The 19,943-nt window shown below is 41.0% G+C and carries 18 protein-coding genes; 6 read left to right on the forward strand and 12 right to left on the reverse strand.

Annotation, left to right across the window (positions count from 1 at the left end):
• Window positions 1-46: 46 nt before the first annotated feature.
• The 3 genes from lpxB to surE all read right to left on the reverse strand — a co-directional run bounded on the left by lpxB (window position 47) and on the right by surE (window position 2,416).
• Window positions 47-1,165 (reverse strand): lipid-A-disaccharide synthase, encoded by a 1,119-nt coding sequence (gene lpxB, locus D7Z94_RS06000; RefSeq protein WP_120710580.1) that lies wholly within the window; start codon window positions 1,163-1,165, stop codon window positions 47-49.
• Between the two features lie 98 nt (window positions 1,166-1,263).
• Complete coding sequence (locus D7Z94_RS06005) at window positions 1,264-1,548, reverse strand: hypothetical protein (RefSeq protein ID WP_120710581.1); 285 nt, start codon at window positions 1,546-1,548, stop codon at window positions 1,264-1,266.
• A gap of 94 nt (window positions 1,549-1,642) precedes the next feature.
• Complete coding sequence (surE, locus tag D7Z94_RS06010; protein ID WP_120710582.1) at window positions 1,643-2,416, reverse strand: 5'/3'-nucleotidase SurE; 774 nt, start codon at window positions 2,414-2,416, stop codon at window positions 1,643-1,645.
• A 197-nt stretch (window positions 2,417-2,613) separates the two neighbouring features.
• Between surE and D7Z94_RS06015 the strand changes: the two genes are divergently transcribed.
• Both D7Z94_RS06015 and D7Z94_RS06020 read left to right on the forward strand, forming a co-directional pair.
• Window positions 2,614-4,806 carry a carboxy terminal-processing peptidase gene (locus D7Z94_RS06015; RefSeq protein ID WP_120710583.1) on the forward strand — a complete coding sequence of 731 codons (2,193 nt, stop codon included), beginning with the start codon at window positions 2,614-2,616 and terminating at the stop codon, window positions 4,804-4,806.
• 179 nt (window positions 4,807-4,985) lie between these two features.
• Window positions 4,986-6,452 (forward strand): SLC13 family permease, encoded by a 1,467-nt coding sequence (locus D7Z94_RS06020; protein WP_120710584.1) that lies wholly within the window; start codon window positions 4,986-4,988, stop codon window positions 6,450-6,452.
• A 42-nt stretch (window positions 6,453-6,494) separates the two neighbouring features.
• On the opposite strand, the gene msrA is transcribed toward D7Z94_RS06020, so the two are convergent.
• Both msrA and msrB read right to left on the reverse strand, forming a co-directional pair.
• On the reverse strand, window positions 6,495-7,049 hold the full coding sequence (gene msrA / locus D7Z94_RS06025; protein ID WP_120710585.1) for a peptide-methionine (S)-S-oxide reductase MsrA: 555 nt from the start codon (window positions 7,047-7,049) through the stop codon (window positions 6,495-6,497).
• 40 nt (window positions 7,050-7,089) lie between these two features.
• The gene (gene msrB / locus D7Z94_RS06030; RefSeq protein WP_120710586.1) at window positions 7,090-7,569 is read right to left on the reverse strand and encodes a peptide-methionine (R)-S-oxide reductase MsrB; all 480 of its coding nucleotides are present in this window, start codon (window positions 7,567-7,569) and stop codon (window positions 7,090-7,092) included.
• 152 nt (window positions 7,570-7,721) lie between these two features.
• Here msrB and D7Z94_RS06035 point away from each other — a divergent pair, with 152 nt between their 5' ends.
• Window positions 7,722-8,543, forward strand: a complete 822-nt coding sequence (locus D7Z94_RS06035; protein WP_120710587.1) for a DNA/RNA non-specific endonuclease — start codon at window positions 7,722-7,724, stop codon at window positions 8,541-8,543.
• Window positions 8,544-8,549: 6 nt separating this feature from the next.
• Here D7Z94_RS06035 and rodA read toward each other — a convergent pair whose 3' ends face one another.
• The 7 genes from rodA to D7Z94_RS06070 all read right to left on the reverse strand — a co-directional run bounded on the left by rodA (window position 8,550) and on the right by D7Z94_RS06070 (window position 16,266).
• Window positions 8,550-9,833, reverse strand: coding sequence for a rod shape-determining protein RodA (gene rodA, locus D7Z94_RS06040; protein ID WP_120710588.1), 1,284 nt, complete (start codon window positions 9,831-9,833; stop codon window positions 8,550-8,552).
• Window positions 9,823-11,691: a penicillin-binding protein 2 gene (gene mrdA, locus D7Z94_RS06045; protein WP_120710589.1), complete on the reverse strand. Its 1,869-nt coding sequence runs from the start codon at window positions 11,689-11,691 to the stop codon at window positions 9,823-9,825. Before mrdA ends, rodA begins: the two co-directional genes overlap by 11 nt.
• Window positions 11,688-12,197 (reverse strand): rod shape-determining protein MreD, encoded by a 510-nt coding sequence (locus D7Z94_RS06050; protein WP_120710590.1) that lies wholly within the window; start codon window positions 12,195-12,197, stop codon window positions 11,688-11,690. The genes mrdA and D7Z94_RS06050 overlap by 4 nt, the downstream gene beginning before the upstream one ends.
• Window positions 12,187-13,008, reverse strand: a complete 822-nt coding sequence (gene mreC / locus D7Z94_RS06055) for a rod shape-determining protein MreC (RefSeq protein WP_120710591.1) — start codon at window positions 13,006-13,008, stop codon at window positions 12,187-12,189. The genes D7Z94_RS06050 and mreC overlap by 11 nt, the downstream gene beginning before the upstream one ends.
• 90 nt (window positions 13,009-13,098) lie before the next feature.
• Window positions 13,099-14,127 carry a rod shape-determining protein gene (locus D7Z94_RS06060; RefSeq protein ID WP_120710592.1) on the reverse strand — a complete coding sequence of 343 codons (1,029 nt, stop codon included), beginning with the start codon at window positions 14,125-14,127 and terminating at the stop codon, window positions 13,099-13,101.
• A 66-nt stretch (window positions 14,128-14,193) separates the two neighbouring features.
• Complete coding sequence (gene purH, locus D7Z94_RS06065; RefSeq protein ID WP_120710593.1) at window positions 14,194-15,723, reverse strand: bifunctional phosphoribosylaminoimidazolecarboxamide formyltransferase/IMP cyclohydrolase; 1,530 nt, start codon at window positions 15,721-15,723, stop codon at window positions 14,194-14,196.
• 93 nt (window positions 15,724-15,816) lie between these two features.
• Window positions 15,817-16,266, reverse strand: coding sequence for a GAF domain-containing protein (locus D7Z94_RS06070; protein ID WP_120710594.1), 450 nt, complete (start codon window positions 16,264-16,266; stop codon window positions 15,817-15,819).
• Window positions 16,267-16,395: 129 nt separating this feature from the next.
• Between D7Z94_RS06070 and D7Z94_RS06075 the strand changes: the two genes are divergently transcribed.
• The 3 genes from D7Z94_RS06075 to D7Z94_RS06085 all read left to right on the forward strand — a co-directional run bounded on the left by D7Z94_RS06075 (window position 16,396) and on the right by D7Z94_RS06085 (window position 19,934).
• Window positions 16,396-16,812, forward strand: coding sequence for an HYC_CC_PP family protein (locus tag D7Z94_RS06075; protein WP_245967149.1), 417 nt, complete (start codon window positions 16,396-16,398; stop codon window positions 16,810-16,812).
• 127 nt (window positions 16,813-16,939) lie between these two features.
• Window positions 16,940-17,662, forward strand: a complete 723-nt coding sequence (locus D7Z94_RS06080) for a heavy metal translocating P-type ATPase (RefSeq protein ID WP_120710595.1) — start codon at window positions 16,940-16,942, stop codon at window positions 17,660-17,662.
• A gap of 10 nt (window positions 17,663-17,672) precedes the next feature.
• Complete coding sequence (locus tag D7Z94_RS06085) at window positions 17,673-19,934, forward strand: TonB-dependent receptor (RefSeq protein WP_120710596.1); 2,262 nt, start codon at window positions 17,673-17,675, stop codon at window positions 19,932-19,934.
• The last annotated feature ends 9 nt before the right edge of the window (window positions 19,935-19,943 follow it).

Consider the following 19,943-nt stretch of genomic DNA (forward strand, 5'->3'; position numbering starts at 1 on the left):
GAAACCAAAATTAAAGAAATATTTTAAAAAGGAACGATTTTATTCTCTAATCCCTTAGGTCATGTAGAATCAGTTCGGCGGTTTTTTCACTTGCCCCTTTGCCGCCTAACTTCCTTTCGAGCTCAAAATAAGCTTCAAATTGTGCCGTTCTAAAAGGCCCTTCCAGGATTTTGGATAGTTCCGACCTTAGGTTTTTGGTGTTGAGTTCATTTTGAATCAATTCCTTTACCACTTCCTTTCCCATGATAAGATTTACCAATGAAATGTAATCCAATGTAATGATTCGTTTGGCAATCTGATATGAAAACCAATTGGCCCGATAGCAAACAACTTGTGGAATTTTAAAAAGTGCAGTTTCCAAAGTAGCTGTACCACTGGTGACGAGTGCTGCATAGGAATGGCTCAGCAGGTCATATGTTTTGTTAGACACAAAACCGACATTGGGATTGTTTAAAAAGGGCGTATAAAAATTACGTTCAAGACTAGGTGCCCCGGCTATTACAAATTCGTAATTCGGGAAGGAGGGCATTACGGAAAGCATCAAAGTAAGCATTTTTTGTACCTCTTGTTTTCGGCTTCCAGGCAGCAGGGCAATAATTGGTTTTTTGGCATCCAGATTATTCTGTGCCCTAAACTCCTGCTCTCCCATTTTGGGTTTGGTTGTTATAGCATCAATTAAAGGATGGCCTACAAAATGGACAGGATATTCATGCTTGTTTTCGTAGAAATCCTTTTCAAAGGGAAGGATTACGTACATCGTATCGATATCCCGCTTAATATCTTTTATCCTACTCTCCCTAGAAGCCCATATCTGGGGTGAGATATAATATGCCGTCTTAAAGACATTTAATTTTGCCCACTTGGCGATACGAAGGTTAAAGCCGGAAAAATCAATAAAAATAACGATATCAGGTGCAAACTGTTGAATGTCCTCTTTGCAGAATTTGATGTTTTTCGCAATGGTTCCTAGGTTCATGACTACCTCCAAAAACCCCATAAAGGCCATTTCTTTATAATGTTTGGCTAAATTACCGCCGGCCTGTTGCATTAAATCACCGCCCCAACATCTAATCTGGGCATCCGTGTCTTTGATTTTTAGGGCCTTGATGAGATTGGACCCATGCAAATCCCCTGATGCTTCACCCGCTATAATGTAGTACTTCATACTTCGTAAAGATCAAAATTTTAAAGCACCAAATGTCAAAGTTAAAGTTAAAAGCTTATTTATGGAACCATGCCACATTTCACCCTTAAAACTGGATTTCAAAAAACCTTGTAAAACAATATGATTAGGGCGGTTAAAATCGTAGCGATCAATACCCCTTTGGCACGCTGATCTCTTCGGATTTTCAAAAAACCAAAAAATGCCAGTAAGTTCAGGATAGCACCCAAGGCCAGCAAGCTACCTACATGGTCTTGTTCTACGGCGGCGTTAAAAGTATCCGTTATACCCAAATCGGAAAATAAAAGAATATATAAAAGTGTTCCTAAGGTATTGGCAATAATGCCTACCGCAAAACCTATGAAGAGCTCTTTCTTAACATTCATGTTCAAAACTTATTATGCGTTTATTTTCTTGGGGCTGCAATTAATTCAATTTTGCGGGTTACCATATCTATGATTTCCTATTTTACACCGCAAATTATAAATCCCATGTATTCAACTGTTGAATGGCATGGTAGGCAGTAAGATCAAACTGGGTGGGTACCAGTGAAATATAGCCTTGGCTCAGCGCCCATTCATCGGTATCCTCACCATGATCTAAAAGCTCAAATTCTCCTGTAAGCCAATAATAATCCTTGCCCATTGGATTTGTCCGTTTATCAAACTTTTCCTTCCAGTTGGCCCGTGCCTGCCTGCATACCTTTATTCCGTTTATGCCGTTGTCTTCCGTCTTGGGCACATTAACGTTGAGCACAACCCCATTGGGAATGCCGTTTTCCAAGGATTCCCGGACAATTTTCTGAATATAGGGGCCACAAGGCACAAAATTGGCTTCCCAAGAATAATCACACAAAGAAAACCCTATGGCAGGTACCCCTTCAATACCTGCCTCTATGGCAGCACTCATTGTACCTGAATATATGACATTAATGGACGAATTGGAACCATGATTTATACCACTGACACAGATATCGGGTTTGCGTTCCAGAAGTTCTTGGAGCGCCAGTTTTACACAGTCCGCCGGGGTTCCGCTACAACTGTACTCTTCTAATGCCCCGTTATCAAAATCGACCTGCATTTTTTGGGAATATAGTGTATTGTCCAAAGTAATGGCGTGTCCCATACCGGATTGTGGACTGTCCGGGGCAACTACCACAACATCGCCCAATTCCTTCATGTAATTGACCAAAGCCCTTAATCCCGGAGCGGTGATACCATCATCATTGGTGACCAAAATCAAAGGTTTTGCCATAGAATATACTTTATGCCGCAAAAATACGTTTAAAAAAAAGATATGTCCCAAATGTCCATTAACAAAAAATTAATGCTTCCGTATTACCTACTGGCATGGTTTTTTCAGTATATTAGGGAATTAGAGAAATTTATGTAAGTACGGCCTTGTTCAATGTATTTAATCGTTGAATAATCGCCCTAAACTATAAAACTAGTATGAAAAAGAATTTTATCTACGCTCTGTTGTTAACCCTCGTTGCCGTGGCTTCCTGTAGTTTTACCAACAAGTCTTTTGAAAATGATGATAAGGATAAGTTGTTGTTGGATCTTATTACTTATGTTTTGGAAAAAGGGCATTATGAACCCAAGGACATAGATGATGATTTTTCGGTTAGTGTTTTTGAGGATTTCATAGATATTATAGACCCTACAAAACGCTATTTTTTGGAGGAGGATATCCTGGAATTCGAGCAATACAAATTTCAAATAGACGACCAAATAAAGAATACGGATATTAGCTTTTTTAATCTGGTTTATGACCGTTTGATGAAGCGAATGAATGATGCCAAGGAGTTATACAAGGATGTATTGGCGGAGCCTTTTGACTACAATAAGAAGGAAACCATAAATATTAACTACGATGAAGAGTCTTTTGCCACTTCCAAAAAAGAACTAAAGGAGCGTTGGAGAAAGCAACTGAAATATGCTACCCTGGGTACCTATGATGCCAAGTTGGACATCAATACAAGTGCAAAGAGCGGCGGAGCATCCGGAGGAGACATCGCTATGGTGGATACAAAACGTCCCTTGGATAGTAATTATAAAAATAGCTCCTCGGACAGGCCTTTAACCATTGTTGAAGTTGAGGTGGCTGCTAGGGAGTCCACCAAAAAAACTTTGGACGAGTTTTTCGATTTTGTAGATGACTTGGAACGTAAGGATTGGTTTGTACAGTACATCAATACCATTGTTGACGAATTTGATCCGCATACCTATTATTTTGCACCGGACGACAAGGATAAATTTGATATGAGTATGTCCGGCAAGTTTGAGGGTATTGGTGCACGTCTCCAAAAAAAGCCTGAGGGTGCCAAAATTGTAGAGATTATCTCGGGTGGCCCTGTTTGGCGGGACCAGCGTTTGGATGTTGGAGATGAAATCATAAAAGTGGGCCAAAACGGTGAAGAGCCCATAGATATTGTGGGCATGCGGCTAGACGATGCGATTAAGCTGATAAAGGGACCGGAAGGTACGGTTGTAGATCTTACCGTACGTAAGGTGGATGGCTCTGTTGAAATAGTTTCCCTTACGCGGGACGTGGTAGAGCTGGAGGAGTCCTATGCCAAATCGGCCAATATTATTAAGGATAACCAAAAATTCGGACTCATCAATCTCCCAAAATTCTATGTGGATTTTAACGATTATAGCGAACGCAATGCCGCTAGTGACGTAGCCAAAGAAGTAGAGCGGCTCAAAGAGGAAGGCGTAGAAGGATTGATATTGGATTTACGCGATAATGGAGGGGGCTCGTTAAAGACCGTTGTGGAAATGGCAGGCCTATTCATAAAGGATGGACCAATTGTACAGGTGCGATCTAGTGGAAAAGGAAAGGACGTATATGATGACAAGGATGAACGAATCCAATGGGATGGACCTTTGGTGATTTTGGTGAATGAACTTTCCGCTTCGGCTTCCGAGATTTTGGCAGCGGCCATGCAGGATTATAAAAGAGCTGTGGTTATTGGTAGCAAACAGACCTTTGGTAAGGGTACAGTACAAAATGTAATCCCGCTGGACAATATTGTCCGCAGCAATGAGCATGGAGATTTAGGCGCCATAAAATTGACTACGCAAAAATTCTATAGAATCAACGGAGGCTCTACCCAATTGGAAGGTGTAAAAAGCGATGTTGTGGTTCCGGACAAATACAGTTATATCGATTTAGGGGAAAGGGATCAATCCAATCCTTTAAAATGGGACAAAATATCCCCAGCGGATTATGAGATATGGGATGGTTATATAGATTATGAGCAGACCATTGCGAACAGTAATAAGCGTATGGCGGCGAATGCACAAATTAAGATGATAGAAGAAAATGCGCAATGGTTAAAGAAAGAACAGGACGAAACGATTATTTCCTTAAAATACGATGTATACAAGGAAGAGGAAAAAAAGGACAAGGAAAGAAGTGATTATTTCAAATCGATTTCGGAGTACGATTCCCATCTTACTTTTACTTCCTTGAAATATGAGAAGGAACTTTTTACCCAAGATTCGGTTTTACGTGAAAAGAGAGATCGCTGGCATAAGAATTTGGCCAAGGATGTCTATGTGGAAGAGGCGGTAAATGTTTTGCAAGATCTAAAGATTAATAATATAAAACATGGCAAGTTGGCCATAAAGGATTAAAGTATCCACATTTCATTGATATAAGAGCCTCAACCTATGGTTGGGGCTTTGTTTTTGGAGATAATACTTTTTATTTCCCAAAATTGGAATTTGGAGTGATCTTTTTATCTAAGAGTGTTATCTCATAAATAGCTTTATTCCAATAGCTACTTTATCTTTGCAGACTTATACCATTAGTCATGGCAGATTCTAGAAGGGCATCTACCCGCTTTATGCGGAAGATGCAACGCAAGGTAGATAACCAGCAACACATTATATCCTTTCTGTTATGCATTTTGGCGGCCCTTGGAGGTGTCTTTCTGTTGCGTGATGCTACTTTTACCCAACCCCAATACTATGTTCTATTCCTTTTATTTTTTTCGGTAGGTCTTTGGGTCACCGAGGCTATACCGCCTTTTGCGGTAGGTCTTTTTATCATAGGATTTTTAGTCTTTACGTTAGGAAATCCGGCCATAAACAGTCCAGAATCTCCAAACTTTATTGAATACGGACAATTTATAAACACTTGGAGCGATAGTGTCATTTGGCTTATCCTGGGAGGCTTTTTTTTGGCGTTGGCCATGGAAAAAACCGGATTGGACGTAGAGGTATTCAAACTTTCCGTCGTGCGTTTTGGTAAAAGACCCAAAAATGTTCTTTTGAGCATTATGCTGGCCACGGCCCTGGCTTCTATGGTGATGTCCAATACGGCTACAACAGCTATGATGATTGTCTCCATTGCCCCCTTACTGAATACTTTGGATGCCAAGGAACCTTTTGTAAAGGCCCTTTTATTGGGAATACCGGCGGCTGCGGCAATTGGTGGAATGGGTACCGTTATAGGTTCTCCGCCTAATGCCATTGCTGTAGATGCGATAAATACAATGAAAGGACTACCTTTTAAAGTGGGTTTTTTGGAATGGATGTTATTTGGTGTCCCAGTTGCATTATTGTTGGTATTTATCTTATGGTATATTTTAACCCATGTTTATAAATCCGATCTTACAGAACTGAACATGGATTTTCTAAAGCCTAACAAAAAACCGGATGCTGAAGAGTTGATACAAATGGAAGAACGAAAGGCGCAGCGACGAATTGTGCTCGGGGTGATGTTATTGACCATTTTATTATGGTTGACAGGGAACATCCACGGTATTTCCCCCGCCATGGTTTCCGGCTTGCCCATCTTGGTGTTTACAATGCTGAGTATTACCACAGGCGATGATGTACGGACTATTCCTTGGGATACCCTAATGTTGGTGGCTGGAGGGCTATCCCTTGGCCTTTCCATTCAACAAACAGGGCTGGGCGAGTACTTTGTAGGGAAAATGGAAGATGTGGAATTGGGCTTTTGGATATTGGTACTCGTATTTGCGTTTATTACGGTATTGTTTTCCAACATCATGAGCAATACGGCTACGGCTACTATTTTGATTCCCATTGCCAGTATATGGTCGGTATCCAATCCTATGGTGTTACCCTTGGTCATTGGTTTAAGTGCGTCCTGTGCCCTGTTTCTTCCCGTATCCACCCCACCCAACGCGATTGCATTCAGCACGGGAAAGCTATCCCAAGCAGATTTTAGGCTCAATGGTTCAGTGGCTGGTATTTTAGGCCCCTTCCTCATTATACTATGGGTTTACTGTTTAACCCTGTTCATGTCCTAACAAAGAGATCATTGACCAATTTTTGGAAAGGTGCCTGATCATCTACGAGACAGAAACATCCTTTAGTTTGTCCGCATGCATTTTACGGAGTTTTGCCAGTTTAGGAGTAATCACCGCACTGCAGTAGCCCTGAGATGAATTATTGGCATAATAGTCCTGGTGATACTCTTCTGCTTCGTAAAAAATATCCAATGGACTAATTTCCGTAACAATAGGTTCGTTAAAGTACGGAGCTACGTTTTGGATTACACCCTTGGCGATTTCTTTTTGTTCCTCGTTGTGATAGTAAATAACAGATCGGTATTGCGTACCTACATCCGCACCTTGGCGATTTAAGGTGGTTGGATCATGGCTTGTCATAAAAATGGTTAGGACATCTGTATATGAAATTTGGTTTTTGTCAAAATGGATTTGTACCACTTCTGCATGTCCTGTTTTTCCCGAACATACCTCACGGTAGGTAGGTTTGCCTGGAGCGTTGCCACCGCTATAACCGGAGACCACTTTTTCTACACCTTTTACTTGCCGAAAAACGGCTTCCACACACCAAAAACAGCCACCTCCCACTGTGGCCAATCCTAAATTCGAGTTGTTCATAGTCTTACTTCAATTTTTAATTTTATCAATCATCAACCGTTTAACCCTTTATCTTTTCCATTTTTGAATCACTGTCCTGTTTTTGCAACCGCATAGATTCGGAGTTGATACAATACCGCAATCCATTAGGTCCCGGTCCGTCAGGGAAAACATGCCCCAGATGGGCATCACAGGTGTTGCACATTACTTCCACACGAATCATCCCATAAGAAGAATCCCTTTCATATTTAATGGCATTCTCCTTAATAGGTTGGGTAAAACTAGGCCAACCTGTACCGGAATCGAATTTTATAGTGGAATCAAAAAGCGGTGTATCACAGCAAATACAGTTATACTTCCCCGCTTCATAAATACTGCACAATTCCCCGGTATGGGGAGCTTCCGTACCTTTTTTCCGGGTAATTCTAAACTGTTCCGGGCTAAGCAGTTCCCTCCATTCGGATTCAGTCTTTTCGACCCTTCGGTCCGGTTTTGGATTTCCTTTGATACTAAAATGTATGATATCTTTCCAGTTCAGCATTTTTTGTTTATCTATTGAAAAATCTATTAAAAGCTTCAATACAATTTACATATAACTGATTGAAGAAATAAATTGTTTTGGTCGATTTTTTAAATGAATACTTACAGGTACAAGGCTATTGGCAAGTTATGGGATTGCGTTAAATTTGGCATATGGTTCGTGCAAAATCCCGGAATAAAAATAGGAAGATATACACCGTTCTAATTTTGGGCTGTATCATTGGTTTTTGGGTTTTTGAAAATTTTTATACCCCGGACACCTATTCCACCGAAGACAACAAAAATCCTAGGACCACAATTCCTGATATCTATCTTCCCAGCTCCACAACGGGCATTCTCATAGAGCATAATCACTTTATGTTGTCCTACAATGAACCTTTTGAACAAGCCGAATGGGTAGCCTACATCTTAAAAAAGGAACATCTGACCCATGATGATCGGAAGCGGCCCTACTTTATCGAAGACCCTAAAATAAGGACCAAATCTGCCGATTGGCGCAATTATAGAGGCTCTGGCTATGATCGTGGCCATCTCTGCCCAGCCGGGGATCGTAGATTTTCGGAACAAGCGTACAACGAAACGTTTTACACGAGTAACATTAGTCCACAGAATAATGACTTCAATTCCGGTATCTGGAACCGATTGGAAATGCAGGTGCGCCAGTGGTCAAAAAGATATGGGGACTTATTCGTAGTGACCGGAGGCGTTCTGGAAGATGGTCTTATGGAAATAGGGGAGGAAGATGTTGATGTCCCTGAATATTATTACAAGATTATCTCTAGGGGAAGTGCTGAAAACTTAAAGGTAATTGCTTTCTTAATACCTGCGAAGGAGACTAGCGAGTCGATTAAGAAATTTATCGTTTCGGTAGATGAAATCGAGGAAAGGACCCAAATTGATTTTTTTGAACAACTTGAGACCAAAATAGAATTGGATTTGGAAAAGGAAATTGCTACAAAGGACTGGAAGTTTTAGGCTAGCTCAAAATTCTTCCTTTAACCTATTGGTATCCAACTTTAGGAAGACGAACAACAAAGCGGTAAAGAACAGAAGTCCCGACCCTCCGTAGCTAAAGAAGGGTAGGGGAATACCTATGGTCGGCAATACCCCAATAACCATTCCCACATTAATGAAGTAATGGATCAAAAGGATAGAGATTACCCCATAGCCATACATTCGGCTAAAATCACTTTTCTGGCGTTCCGCCAAAAAAACCAATCGCAAAAATAATAGGGTAAATAGGATTATGACCGTCGTAGTTCCCACAAAGCCCCATTCTTCACCTACCGTACTGAAAATATAATCCGTATGCTGTTCCGGGACAAAGTCGCCCTTTGTTCGCGTACCCTCTAAAAAACCCTTTCCAAAGAATCCTCCGGATTCTATGGCCTTTTCGGATTGATAGGAATTGTAGCCAATGGTCTTACGGATTTGCTCCAATTTATTTGGATCTTTTTCCAAACGGAGCCAAAGACTAAACCTATCCCTATGGCGTTGTTCAAATACATTGTTGAAGACAAAATTTACTGAAAGTGAAAACAAAAGGGCGACTGCGGCAATTGAAATAAGCGGTAAAATCGGGATTTTGGATTTCTTCTTTTTGAGTAAAAAGAATAGCAGTATCAGTAACACGGTAGCTATGCTCACCCAAACGGTTCCGAACATAAGGGTGGTTACGAAGACCAGCACTGCCAAAAAACCTATGCCCAAATAATATAAAGGCAGCCCTTCCCTAAAAATCACAAAAACCAATGAAAAGAATACCAATGCGCTTCCCGGATCCGGTTGTGGAATAATTAGTATTACGGGTACTAGAATGATCAAAAAGGCATATAATTGATCTTTCCCTCTCTTAATATCCGTTTGTATATCGCTTAGATATTTAGCCAATGCCAAAGCCGTTACTACTTTGGCAAGTTCTGAGGGTTGCAAGTTAAAAAAACCGAGATCATACCATGAAGTGGCCCCCGCGATGGTCTTTCCAAATATGAAAAGACCTAAAAGTAAAATCATGGATACAATATAGAAAACACTGGAAAAACGTTCATAAAAACTAGTTTCCATGGCCAAAATAATCACTATGGAAACCAAGCTTGCCCCTATAAAAAAAAGCTGTTTTCCATGTAAAGTGCTAAAATTAAAAATTGATGGTTCTGCTTCCGTAAATGTGCTGGAATAAATATTTACCCAACCTATGATCACCAATGCCAGGTAAATGAAAACAGTAAGCCAGTCGATTCGTTTTAGGACACTTCTACCAGACATACTCGTTTATCTTGAACTCCTCCCCGCTAAACGGTTTGGCATACTCATGCTCCAAGGTTTTTTCCAACATTCTTTTTTCCAGGTCTTTCCGAGTAATTTCCCCTTTCAAGTATTTTTCTATCATCAGGGAAGCTATATGTCCCGCGTATCGGGAACCGTAATACCCATTTTCTATGTATACGGAAATGGCTATCTTGGGATTATCCACAGGTGCAAAAGCAACAAAAACTGAGTGGTCTGTTAATTGCGTTTTAACACTGTCTATGATGGTAAAATTTTCCACAGTACCTGTCTTTCCCGCAATCTCTATGTCAGGAATTTGTACCCAGCGTGCAGTACCCTTTTTGTAAACATCGGCCATTCCTTGAATTATCGGTTCAAAATGCTTTCTATCGATAGTAGTGAGCTTGGGTTCCGTGTATTTGGGATTGGTAATATCATTACCTTCAATTTTCTTAAGTACATGTGGGGTATAATAATGCCCTCTATTCGCTATGGTAGCGGTCATATTGGCCAATTGTATTGGGGTAACCAATACTTCACCCTGTCCAATCGAAAGAGAAATAATAGTAGATGAGGCCCATCGGTTGTCCCCGTACCATTTATCATAAAACTTCTTTGATGGGATGAGACCACGTCTGCCGGTAGGAAGGTCATAGCCTAAAAATCCTCCCAATCCAAAACTTTTTATATGTTTTTCCCAGACATCCATCCCCTCGTCCGTGGTGTTGAACTTGTCGTATATCTTTCGAAATGTACTGGCAAAATAGGCATTACAGGATTTGTAAATTCCGCTGTTCATATTCCGGGTTCCCCCACCGCAATGGCAGCCTCTTTTTCTGCCTCCAACAAAAAAACCACTATAACAAGTAACCGTTGTGCTGGGAGAAATAACACCTTCTTGCAAGGCAACCAGCGCATTTAAAGTTTTAAATGGGGATCCAGGAGATTGCTCGGCCAGCACAGCTCTATTGAACAAAGGTTTTGGGATACTATCATTGTAAAGTTTGTTATAATTTCTGGAACGCTCCCTGCCTACCAAAAGTGAAGGGTCATAGGTAGGGCCTGAGATCAGGGAGAGAATCTCGCCGGAAGCCGGTTCAATAGCCACAATACCACCTCTTTTCCCATGCATCAAACGTTCCCCGTACTCTTGAAGCTCCTTGTCCAAGGTTATGTGTATTTCCTTACCCTGTTCTGGAAGTGTGTCCAAAATACCATCCTTGTAAGGACCGATATCCCGATTAAATCGATCCTTTTGGATATACTGTACGCCCTTTCTTCCCCTAAGGATATCCTCATATTGTTTCTCCACACCGGTACGCCCTGTAAGCTCTCCTTGTATATAGTAGGGGTTTGCTGCCAAATCTCGCTCGTTTACTTCGCTAATATAGCCTAGGACACTAGCGGCGCTAGGCGTGTCATAGTAGCGCAAGGAGCGTTTCTGTATGTAGAACCCTTGATAACGGCGCATTTTTTCCTGCAAGCGGGCATAATCTTCCTTGGAAAGCTGGGGTACTAATACAGAAGGTAACCTCGGGGAGTAAATACGGGCTTTTCTCAACTCTTTCTTAAACTTCTTTTTATCAATACCCAAGAGATTACAGAACTCCAAAGTATCCAATGTCTTTACCTCTCGTGGAATGACCATTACGTCATATGCCGGATCATTACCGACCAACAACTTACCGTTTCGATCATAAATATAGCCGCGTTCGGGATAATCATAAATTCGCTTAATGGCCGGATCTTCCAGTACATGATCAGGAGAGAAACTGAATATCTGTAAATAGGAAAGCCTTCCAATAAAGGTTATTCCGATAATTACAATAATGGATGAAAGCAAGATCTTTCTCATTCTTTCCTAACGCTAAAAAGTGAGCTGAACAATAAACACAAAACCAAGGTAGACAACCCTATGGCCAGCACTTTTTTTAGAATCAGCAGTATATTGGCCAAACTAAAGATTTCCAGTGCAAAGAAAACCATATGGTGCACTATTATTAATAACGCCAAAAATGTAATTTGTTGTGCCTTAGTGGCATTTCCCAACCTAAAACTCTGAAATTCATAGTTTACACCGAAAACGAAACGCATAATGGCGGGTCTTAGGTAGGCAATGGTGACTGTTGAAGCTGCATGTATGGCCATAGTGTCCGAAAAGAAATCAATGAAAAAGCCCAATAAAAAACTTAGGCCGATGAAGACCGCACGGTTTTCTTTTATGGGATACCAATACAAAAATAATATATAGACCATTGGGTTTATGAACCCAAAGAAATTAAGTCGGTTGAATACCAGAACTTGCACTAGGACCAATAGCGTAAAGCGAACTACGTTAATAAAATATGAACTACTGATCATTTGAAAAGGTATTGGATTCCAACTCCAGTATTTCAGGTCTGTTGATATTGTCGATGATGTACACGTTTTTAATATTGGTCATATCATTGAACAATGTAACATCTATGTGGTAAAAACTATTGGAGGTATCCAAATTAAACTTCTTTATGGTCCCAATAGGGATATTCTCCGGAAAAATACTGCTCATTGCCCCGGTTACAATGGTGTCTCCAATGGTAAGGGGAACTAGCCGTGGAATATCTACCAGTTGTACAGTATTGTATTGTTTGGTATCCCATATTAAGGAGCCAAAATGATTCGTGTTCTTAATTTTGGCATTGATGTTTGAATTTTCGTTTAAAATGCTCTGGACGGTTGCAAACTTGTTGGATACATTTTCCACGATGCCTAAAATCCCCTTGGCCGTAATGACACCCATATCTGGTTGTACACTGTCCTTTTCACCTCTGTTTATGGTGACGTAGTTTCTTGGGTCCGAGTAGCTATTTTTGATGACTTTTCCCGAAACAATAGTATACCTGATATTCGTGGTATCCAGTTCTACCGGGGTACTTATTTTTTTGTTGAACAATAGATTTCGCAACATTTTATTCTCTTCCACCAATCGTTTGTTTTCCTTGGCCAATCCAAAATAGGAAGAAATACCATTAGTGGTCTCATAGATATTTCCGGTTATCCAGTTGGATGAATTAAAGAATCGAGATTGATGGTAGGTATGCGATTGTACCGTGAAGGCCAATGAAATAATCAATAATAGGACATAGAGCAGAAAATTTTTATTTCGTACAATAAAGTTGATTATCTGCTGCATTCACTTTATAATTTTCTAAGGTTCCAGAAAACGGTTTTGAAAGAAAATGGAAATACCCAATAGGCATGGGAAGCCTCCTTATAGTAAGCTTTATTTGATTAGGATGCTTTTGTATCGCTCCAAGTTCTTTAACGCAATGCCAGTTCCTCTAACTACGGCTCTTAGTGGATCTTCTGCGATATATACCGGTAAATCCGTTTTTTGGGAAAGCCTTCTGTCCAATCCCCTTAACATGGATCCGCCACCGGCTAAATAAATACCTGTATTGTAAATATCCGCTGCTAGTTCGGGAGGAGTCTGGGAAAGGGTCTCCATTACTGCATCCTCTACCCTAAGAATGGATTTGTCAAGTGCCTTGGCAATTTCACGATAGGAAATCTGAACCTGTTTGGGTTTTCCGGTCAACAAATCCCGGCCTTGTACCGATTTTTCATCAGGTGGGGTCTGAAGGTCCTCAGTTGCAGAGCCGATCTCAATCTTAATATTTTCAGCAGTACTTTCACCCACATATAAATTGTGTTGGGTACGCATGTAATAAATGATGTCATTGGTGAAAACATCACCCGCAATTTTGACCGATTTATCACAAACAATTCCACCAAGGGCAATTACCGCAATTTCGGTAGTTCCTCCTCCGATATCCACAATCATATTCCCTTTGGGCTGCATAATGTCCAGACCTATACCTATGGCTGCTGCCATGGGTTCATGGATTAAATATACCTCCTTGCCGTTTACACGTTCGGCGGATTCCTTTACGGCCCGCATTTCAACCTCGGTTATACCGGATGGGATACAAATCACCATTCGTAAGGCAGGCGGAAACCATTTCTTTTTCAATGCAGGGATGTTCTTTATGAACATGTTGATCATTTTTTCCGAAGCATCGAAGTCAGCAATTACCCCATCTTTTAATGGCCGTATGGTCTTTATGTTTTCATGGGTCTTGCCCTGCATCATGTTGGCCTCCTTGCCTACTGCAATAATTTTACCGGAAATACGATCTCTGGCAACGATAGAGGGGCTGTCTACCACAACCTTGTCCGCATGAATAATAAGTGTATTTGCGGTACCCAGGTCTATGGCAATTTCCTCCGTCAAGAAATCAAAAAATCCCATTTTTTTTTAGTTTGGTTATGTTACGAGTTTGGGTGGGGGAGTATTTCATCGACAAAAGTAACAAAATTAATGTTTGAAATGACGCGTCCCCGTCATTACCATAGCCATACCATTTTCGTTACAATAATCTATGCTTAACTGATCCTTAATGGACCCGCCCGGCTGTATAACGCTGATAATACCGCTTTTATTGGCAATTTCTACACAATCTGGAAATGGAAAGAAAGCATCGCTTGCCATTACTGCACCATCAAGTTCAAACTTGAAGGTCTTCGCCTTATGGATGGCTTGGTTCAGCGCATCTACACGAGAAGTTTGCCCCGTACCGCTAGCGCACAATTGTTTGTTTTTTGCCAGTACAATGGTATTAGACTTTGTATGCTTACACAATTTTGAAGCAAAGATAAGGTCTTCCAACTCACGTTTTGAAGGTTCCTTATCGGTCACATATTTCAAATCGATCAGGGTATCGGTTTTATAATCTTTATCCTGTACCAAGATTCCGTTTAGACAGGTCCTCACTAGGGTATCCGGCAGGGGTGTTTGGTTTTGGATCAGAATTATACGGTTCTTTTTTCCTTTTAATATATTCAAAGCCTCATCTGAATAACTAGGTGCTATGACCACTTCACAAAACAGTTTATGTATTTCTTCCGCGGTAGGTTCATTAATTTCTACGTTGCTGATTAAAATTCCGCCAAAAGCCGAGACTGGGTCTCCGGCCAGTGCATCCACATAGGCTTGATGAATAGAATCCCTTGTTGCCAGGCCACAGGCATTATTGTGTTTTAGGATGGCAAAGGTGGGATCGTCCTTACGGAATTCGTTCATGAGATTAACCGCGGCATCCACATCCAAAAGGTTGTTATACGAAAGTTCCTTACCATGTAGTTTGGTGAACATGGCTTCAAAATCACCAAAGAAAAATCCCTTTTGATGAGGGTTTTCACCATAACGAAGGGTTTTCCCCTTGGTTTCGCTGATTTTTAGGACGGCCATTTCCTGTTGATTGAAATAATTGAAAATAGCCGTATCATAATGAGACGAAACATTAAAAGCCTTGGTGGCAAAATGCTTGCGGTCCTCCAAAGACGTGCTCCCTTTACCCGTGGTAATTAACTCGAGAAACTCACCGTAATCCTCCATTGAGGATACACAAAGAACATCCTTGTAATTTTTTGCTGCAGCACGTATTAGGGAAATCCCGCCGATATCTATTTTTTCGATAATATCCTGTTCTGATGCACCACTTGCTACCGTTTTTTCAAAAGGGTATAGGTCTACGATAACAATATCCAGCTGCGGAATTTCATATTCATCCAATTGGGCTACGTCACTTTCATTATCCTGGCGGTTCAAAATTCCACCAAAGACCTTTGGGTGTAAGGTTTTTACCCTTCCTCCCAAAATGGAAGGATAGCTTGTGACCTCCTCCACCGGCACAACATCAATGCCCAGTTCTTTAATGAATTTTTCAGTGCCTCCCGTGGAATAGATGGTGATACCAAGTTCTTGAAATTTTCTGACGATCGGCTCCAGTCCGTCCTTGTGGAATACGGATATCAGTGCCGAAGCGGCTTTTTTTACATTGCTCATTTGTATTGGGTTGTGGGATATGGTTTTAGACCCACAAAAGTAATTTTTTTGAACGTAAAAAAGAGTCCAGTTATCAACAAAACGGGTAAAGTTTTAAAGAATCTTGGCGACCTCCACCGTAACGAATTCCAAGAATCGTTCATCGTCTTTGGTAAAAGGATTTGGCGTGTTAGAATCAATATCGATTTGCCCAATGTTTTCGCCATTTACGAACAGGGGAATTACAATTTCTGCCTTTACGGTAATACTACAGGCAATGTAGTTATCTTGGGCATTAACATCGGGAACCACAAAATTCTGATTGCTCAGAGCCACTTGCCCACAGATTCCCTTTCCGAAAGGGATAATGGTGTGGTCAGTAGGCTCCCCGGCATAAGGCCCCAACTTCAGTTCTTCTTTTTCCCCGTTCCTAAAATAGAAACCTACCCAATCATAGTAGGGAACATCCTTTTTTAAAAGCTCGCAGATTCCTTGAAGACAAGATGTTACATCGGATTTCTGTTCAATGATGGAGACTACTTTTTCCTTTAATGAATCTAACATAAGACTACACTGTTTATAGTTTCAAAAGTCGAGGTTTTGATTAAAACTAACAAAACGTCAATGCCATAAATATTCGTTAACACATTGCCTAAGTAAAGGGTAAAATGTAATTATTCGTATTTTTGTATTATGAAAGCGATAATTTCCAAAGGTGTTTCCATAGCAATGGCACTGCTCTTGCTTGCCTCTACTACCTCGTGGACGGTCGGCAAGCATTATTGCATGGGCCATTTGGTTAGTGTGTCGCTTTTTGCCCATGCACCGGATTGTGGTATGGACATGGGAGATTCAATGGGCGCTACTTCACAAATGGAGACTGAGGATTCTTGTTGTAGCGATCAACTTATTGTAGTGGAAGGGCAAGATCACTTAACTATTTCCCTTAACGATAGTATTCTTGTTCCACAGCCTTTTTTAACTGCTATTGCATATTCCTATTTGGTCTTGTTCGAAGCGAAGGTAGAGCGTCCCTTGCCCCACGAACATTATCCTCCACCCCTGTTGTTTAAGGACATCCATGTTCTTGACCAGGTTTTCCTCATTTGATTTATTCGTCTTCCCAAATAGGCGGAAGTCTGCCTATTTTATCCCTCGTTTTTTTAGATAGGGATGCTTTCGAGTTGTACAGAAAAGATTTCCCTTTTCTAGGACATGACAATAAATCTAAAACAAAATGAAACATATATATAAGATTACCGGAATGACCTGTAGCGGATGCTCGGCTTCCGTTACTGAAAAACTATCCCAAGTTGACGGTATTACAAAGGTTGATGTGAATTTGCAAAAAGCCGAAGCGGAAATTTCCATGGACACACATATTTCCATAAATGCATTAAAGTCCGCCCTGCCAGATAAATACGGCATCTTGGAACGAGAAGACCATGCCGAGGATATAATTATGGGCGAGGCAGAAGAAAAAACGAAACTACAACAGTTAAGACCGTTGTTTCTGATTTTCATATATCTCTTTGCCACAGCTTTTTTGCTGAACTATAAGGAAGGGAATGTGCATTCGGCCATGCTGGATTTTATGGGTCTCTTTTACATAGTATTTAGCTTTTTTAAATTGTTGGACTTGAAAGGTTTCCCTGAGAGTTTTCGCATGTACGACCCATTGGCCAAAGCAGTACCTATTTATGGATGGATCTATCCCTTTATAGAATTGGCGCTCGGACTGATGTTCCTGATGCGGTATTCCGTAACCACAGCGCTCATAGCAACTATAGTGCTATTGGGAGTTACGACCGTTGGAGTAACCAAGACATTGCTTGATAAGAAAAGTATTCAATGTGCTTGTTTGGGCACGGCCCTTAAACTACCTATGACCGAAGCGACATTTATTGAAAATGCCATTATGTTGGTCATGGCCGTTATCATGTTGGCTCAAATTATTTAAAAGAGGAAAGATGAAAAAATATGTGATACTCGCCGTTATGGCGATTCCTTTGTTTTCCCTTTCCCAAGATAAAATAGAGGGTATGGTCATGGAAGGGAATTCCAAAAACGAACATATTGGCCTACCAGGCGCTAATGTATATTGGATGGGTTCCCAAATGGGGACGGTTACCAATATAGAGGGTCTTTTTAGCATACCTTATTCCAAGGAATATAATAAATTGATTATTAGTTATGTAGGATTTCAATCGGATACGTTAACGATCAATTCACCCCAAATGCTGCATCACACCCTCAGACCGGCCAATGAATTGGACGAAGTGGTGGTAGAAAGGAAACGTGATGCAGTTCAAAAAACCTACTTCAGTGCACAAAATGTGGTCACCGTAAATAGTGCAGAATTGTTAAAGGCCGCCTGTTGCAACCTTTCTGAAAGTTTTGAAACCAATCCGGCCATCGATGTTAATTTTAACGATGCCCTTACCGGTACCAAACAAATTCAGATGTTGGGGTTAACAAGTCCTTATTTGTTGATTACACAAGAGAATATTCCAATGGTCCGAGGAGCCTCGCAGGCGTATGGCCTGACCTTTATTCCTGGGACGTGGGTAGAAAGCATCCAGATTACCAAAGGGGCTGGAAGCGTGGTCAATGGATATGAAAGTATTTCCGGGCAGATCAATACCGAATTGGTGAAACCGTTTACGGACAATGCACTTTTTGTAAATGGCTATGCCAATAGAAATGGCCGTTTGGAACTCAATACCCATTTTAATCAAAAATTGACCGACAAATGGAGTACAGGATTTTATGTACATGGGAATAGGAGAGACCAAAAGGAAGATCGGAATAATGATGGATTTTTAGATGCCCCATTGACGAACCAGATCAATGTGATGAATCGTTGGCAATATCAGAATCCAGAAAAGGGTTGGGTAAGTTTTATCAATTTTCGTTTTTTAAATGATGAAAAGCAAGTAGGGGAGACCAATTTCAGACCCACCTCTGATGGACCCACGACGAATACATCTCCCCTGAACGAAGTCGAAGGGTGGGGCGGTGAAATTGATACCCGAAGGTTTGATTCCTCCCTGAAGCTGGGTTATGTGTTTCCGGCGCTTCCTTTTCAGAGTTTTGGATTCCAGGCTTCCTATAGTATACACAAACAAAATTCGTACTACGGATTCAATCGGTATGATATTGACCATGAAAGCATCTACTCCAATCTTATTTTCAATTCCATTCTTGGGGATACCCGGAACAAGTTCAAAGCAGGATTGACCTTTGCGTATGATTCCTATGACGAGCTGGTTAACACTCAAGATTTTGAAAGGATAGATCATTCGGTCGGAGCTTTTTTCGAATATAGCTATGACAATCTGGAAAAAGTTAGCCTAACGGCAGGACTACGAGTGGATGACCATAATCGTTTGGGAACGTTTGTTACCCCTAGATTTCATATTCGATATACGCCTTGGGAAAAAGCAAGTTTTAGGGGGTCTTTTGGAAGAGGTAGGCGAGCGGCTAACATTTTTGCAGAGAACCAGCAATTGTTCGCATCATCACGTCAGATTCAATTACTGAACTCCAATGGTAGTGTTTATGGCCTGGATCCCGAGGATGCATGGAACTATGGGCTTAGCTTCATTCAAGGCTTTACCTTTTTGGATAGGCCTGGAAACGTAACCTTGGATTTCTATAGAACGGATTTTCGTAATCAGATAGTGGTAGATTGGGAAAACCCTGATGAAGTCTCCTTCTATAATTTGGAGGGGAAGAGTTATGCCAATAGCTTACAATTGGAACTGAACCATGAAATTTTAAACAACTTGGAACTACGTACGGCGTATAAGTATTATCAGGTAGAAGTCGATTATCGGTCAGGGAGGTTACAAAAGCCCTTGTTGGCACAACACCGTTTTTTTGCCAATTTGGGCTACCAGACCGAAATTAAAGAGAATGGGTCTCAATGGCGATTTGATTACACGCTACATACATTGGGTAAACAACGCCTGCCGGATACATCCTCCAACCCCGAGCCATTTCGGTTGGAAGCATTTTCGGAGCCTTATAGTTTAATGAATGCCCAGGTGACCAAAGTTTTTTCTAAAAAGTTCGAAGTTTATTTGGGAGGTGAAAATTTGACTAATTTTACGCAGGGTGATCCGGTTTTGGGGTCTCAAGATCCCTTTGGCCCATATTTTGATACCACCATTGTGTTTGCACCCATTATGGGAAGAATGTTCTATACAGGCTTCCGGCTTAAACTTTAGAAATCTGGA

The organism is Ulvibacterium marinum (assembly GCF_003626755.1).
Taxonomy (GTDB): domain Bacteria; phylum Bacteroidota; class Bacteroidia; order Flavobacteriales; family Flavobacteriaceae; genus Ulvibacterium; species Ulvibacterium marinum.

Coding starts and splice junctions, on each gene's coding strand:
- lpxB (WP_120710580.1), bottom strand. CDS start 1,165: ATGAAGTACTACATTATAGCGGGTGAAGCATCAGGGGATTTGCATGGG.
- D7Z94_RS06005 (WP_120710581.1), bottom strand. CDS start 1,548: ATGAATGTTAAGAAAGAGCTCTTCATAGGTTTTGCGGTAGGCATTATT.
- surE (WP_120710582.1), bottom strand. CDS start 2,416: ATGGCAAAACCTTTGATTTTGGTCACCAATGATGATGGTATCACCGCT.
- D7Z94_RS06015 (WP_120710583.1), top strand. CDS start 2,614: ATGAAAAAGAATTTTATCTACGCTCTGTTGTTAACCCTCGTTGCCGTG.
- D7Z94_RS06020 (WP_120710584.1), top strand. CDS start 4,986: ATGGCAGATTCTAGAAGGGCATCTACCCGCTTTATGCGGAAGATGCAA.
- msrA (WP_120710585.1), bottom strand. CDS start 7,049: ATGAACAACTCGAATTTAGGATTGGCCACAGTGGGAGGTGGCTGTTTT.
- msrB (WP_120710586.1), bottom strand. CDS start 7,569: ATGCTGAACTGGAAAGATATCATACATTTTAGTATCAAAGGAAATCCA.
- D7Z94_RS06035 (WP_120710587.1), top strand. CDS start 7,722: ATGGTTCGTGCAAAATCCCGGAATAAAAATAGGAAGATATACACCGTT.
- rodA (WP_120710588.1), bottom strand. CDS start 9,833: ATGTCTGGTAGAAGTGTCCTAAAACGAATCGACTGGCTTACTGTTTTC.
- mrdA (WP_120710589.1), bottom strand. CDS start 11,691: ATGAGAAAGATCTTGCTTTCATCCATTATTGTAATTATCGGAATAACC.
- D7Z94_RS06050 (WP_120710590.1), bottom strand. CDS start 12,197: ATGATCAGTAGTTCATATTTTATTAACGTAGTTCGCTTTACGCTATTG.
- mreC (WP_120710591.1), bottom strand. CDS start 13,008: ATGCAGCAGATAATCAACTTTATTGTACGAAATAAAAATTTTCTGCTC.
- D7Z94_RS06060 (WP_120710592.1), bottom strand. CDS start 14,127: ATGGGATTTTTTGATTTCTTGACGGAGGAAATTGCCATAGACCTGGGT.
- purH (WP_120710593.1), bottom strand. CDS start 15,723: ATGAGCAATGTAAAAAAAGCCGCTTCGGCACTGATATCCGTATTCCAC.
- D7Z94_RS06070 (WP_120710594.1), bottom strand. CDS start 16,266: ATGTTAGATTCATTAAAGGAAAAAGTAGTCTCCATCATTGAACAGAAA.
- D7Z94_RS06075 (WP_245967149.1), top strand. CDS start 16,396: ATGAAAGCGATAATTTCCAAAGGTGTTTCCATAGCAATGGCACTGCTC.
- D7Z94_RS06080 (WP_120710595.1), top strand. CDS start 16,940: ATGAAACATATATATAAGATTACCGGAATGACCTGTAGCGGATGCTCG.
- D7Z94_RS06085 (WP_120710596.1), top strand. CDS start 17,673: ATGAAAAAATATGTGATACTCGCCGTTATGGCGATTCCTTTGTTTTCC.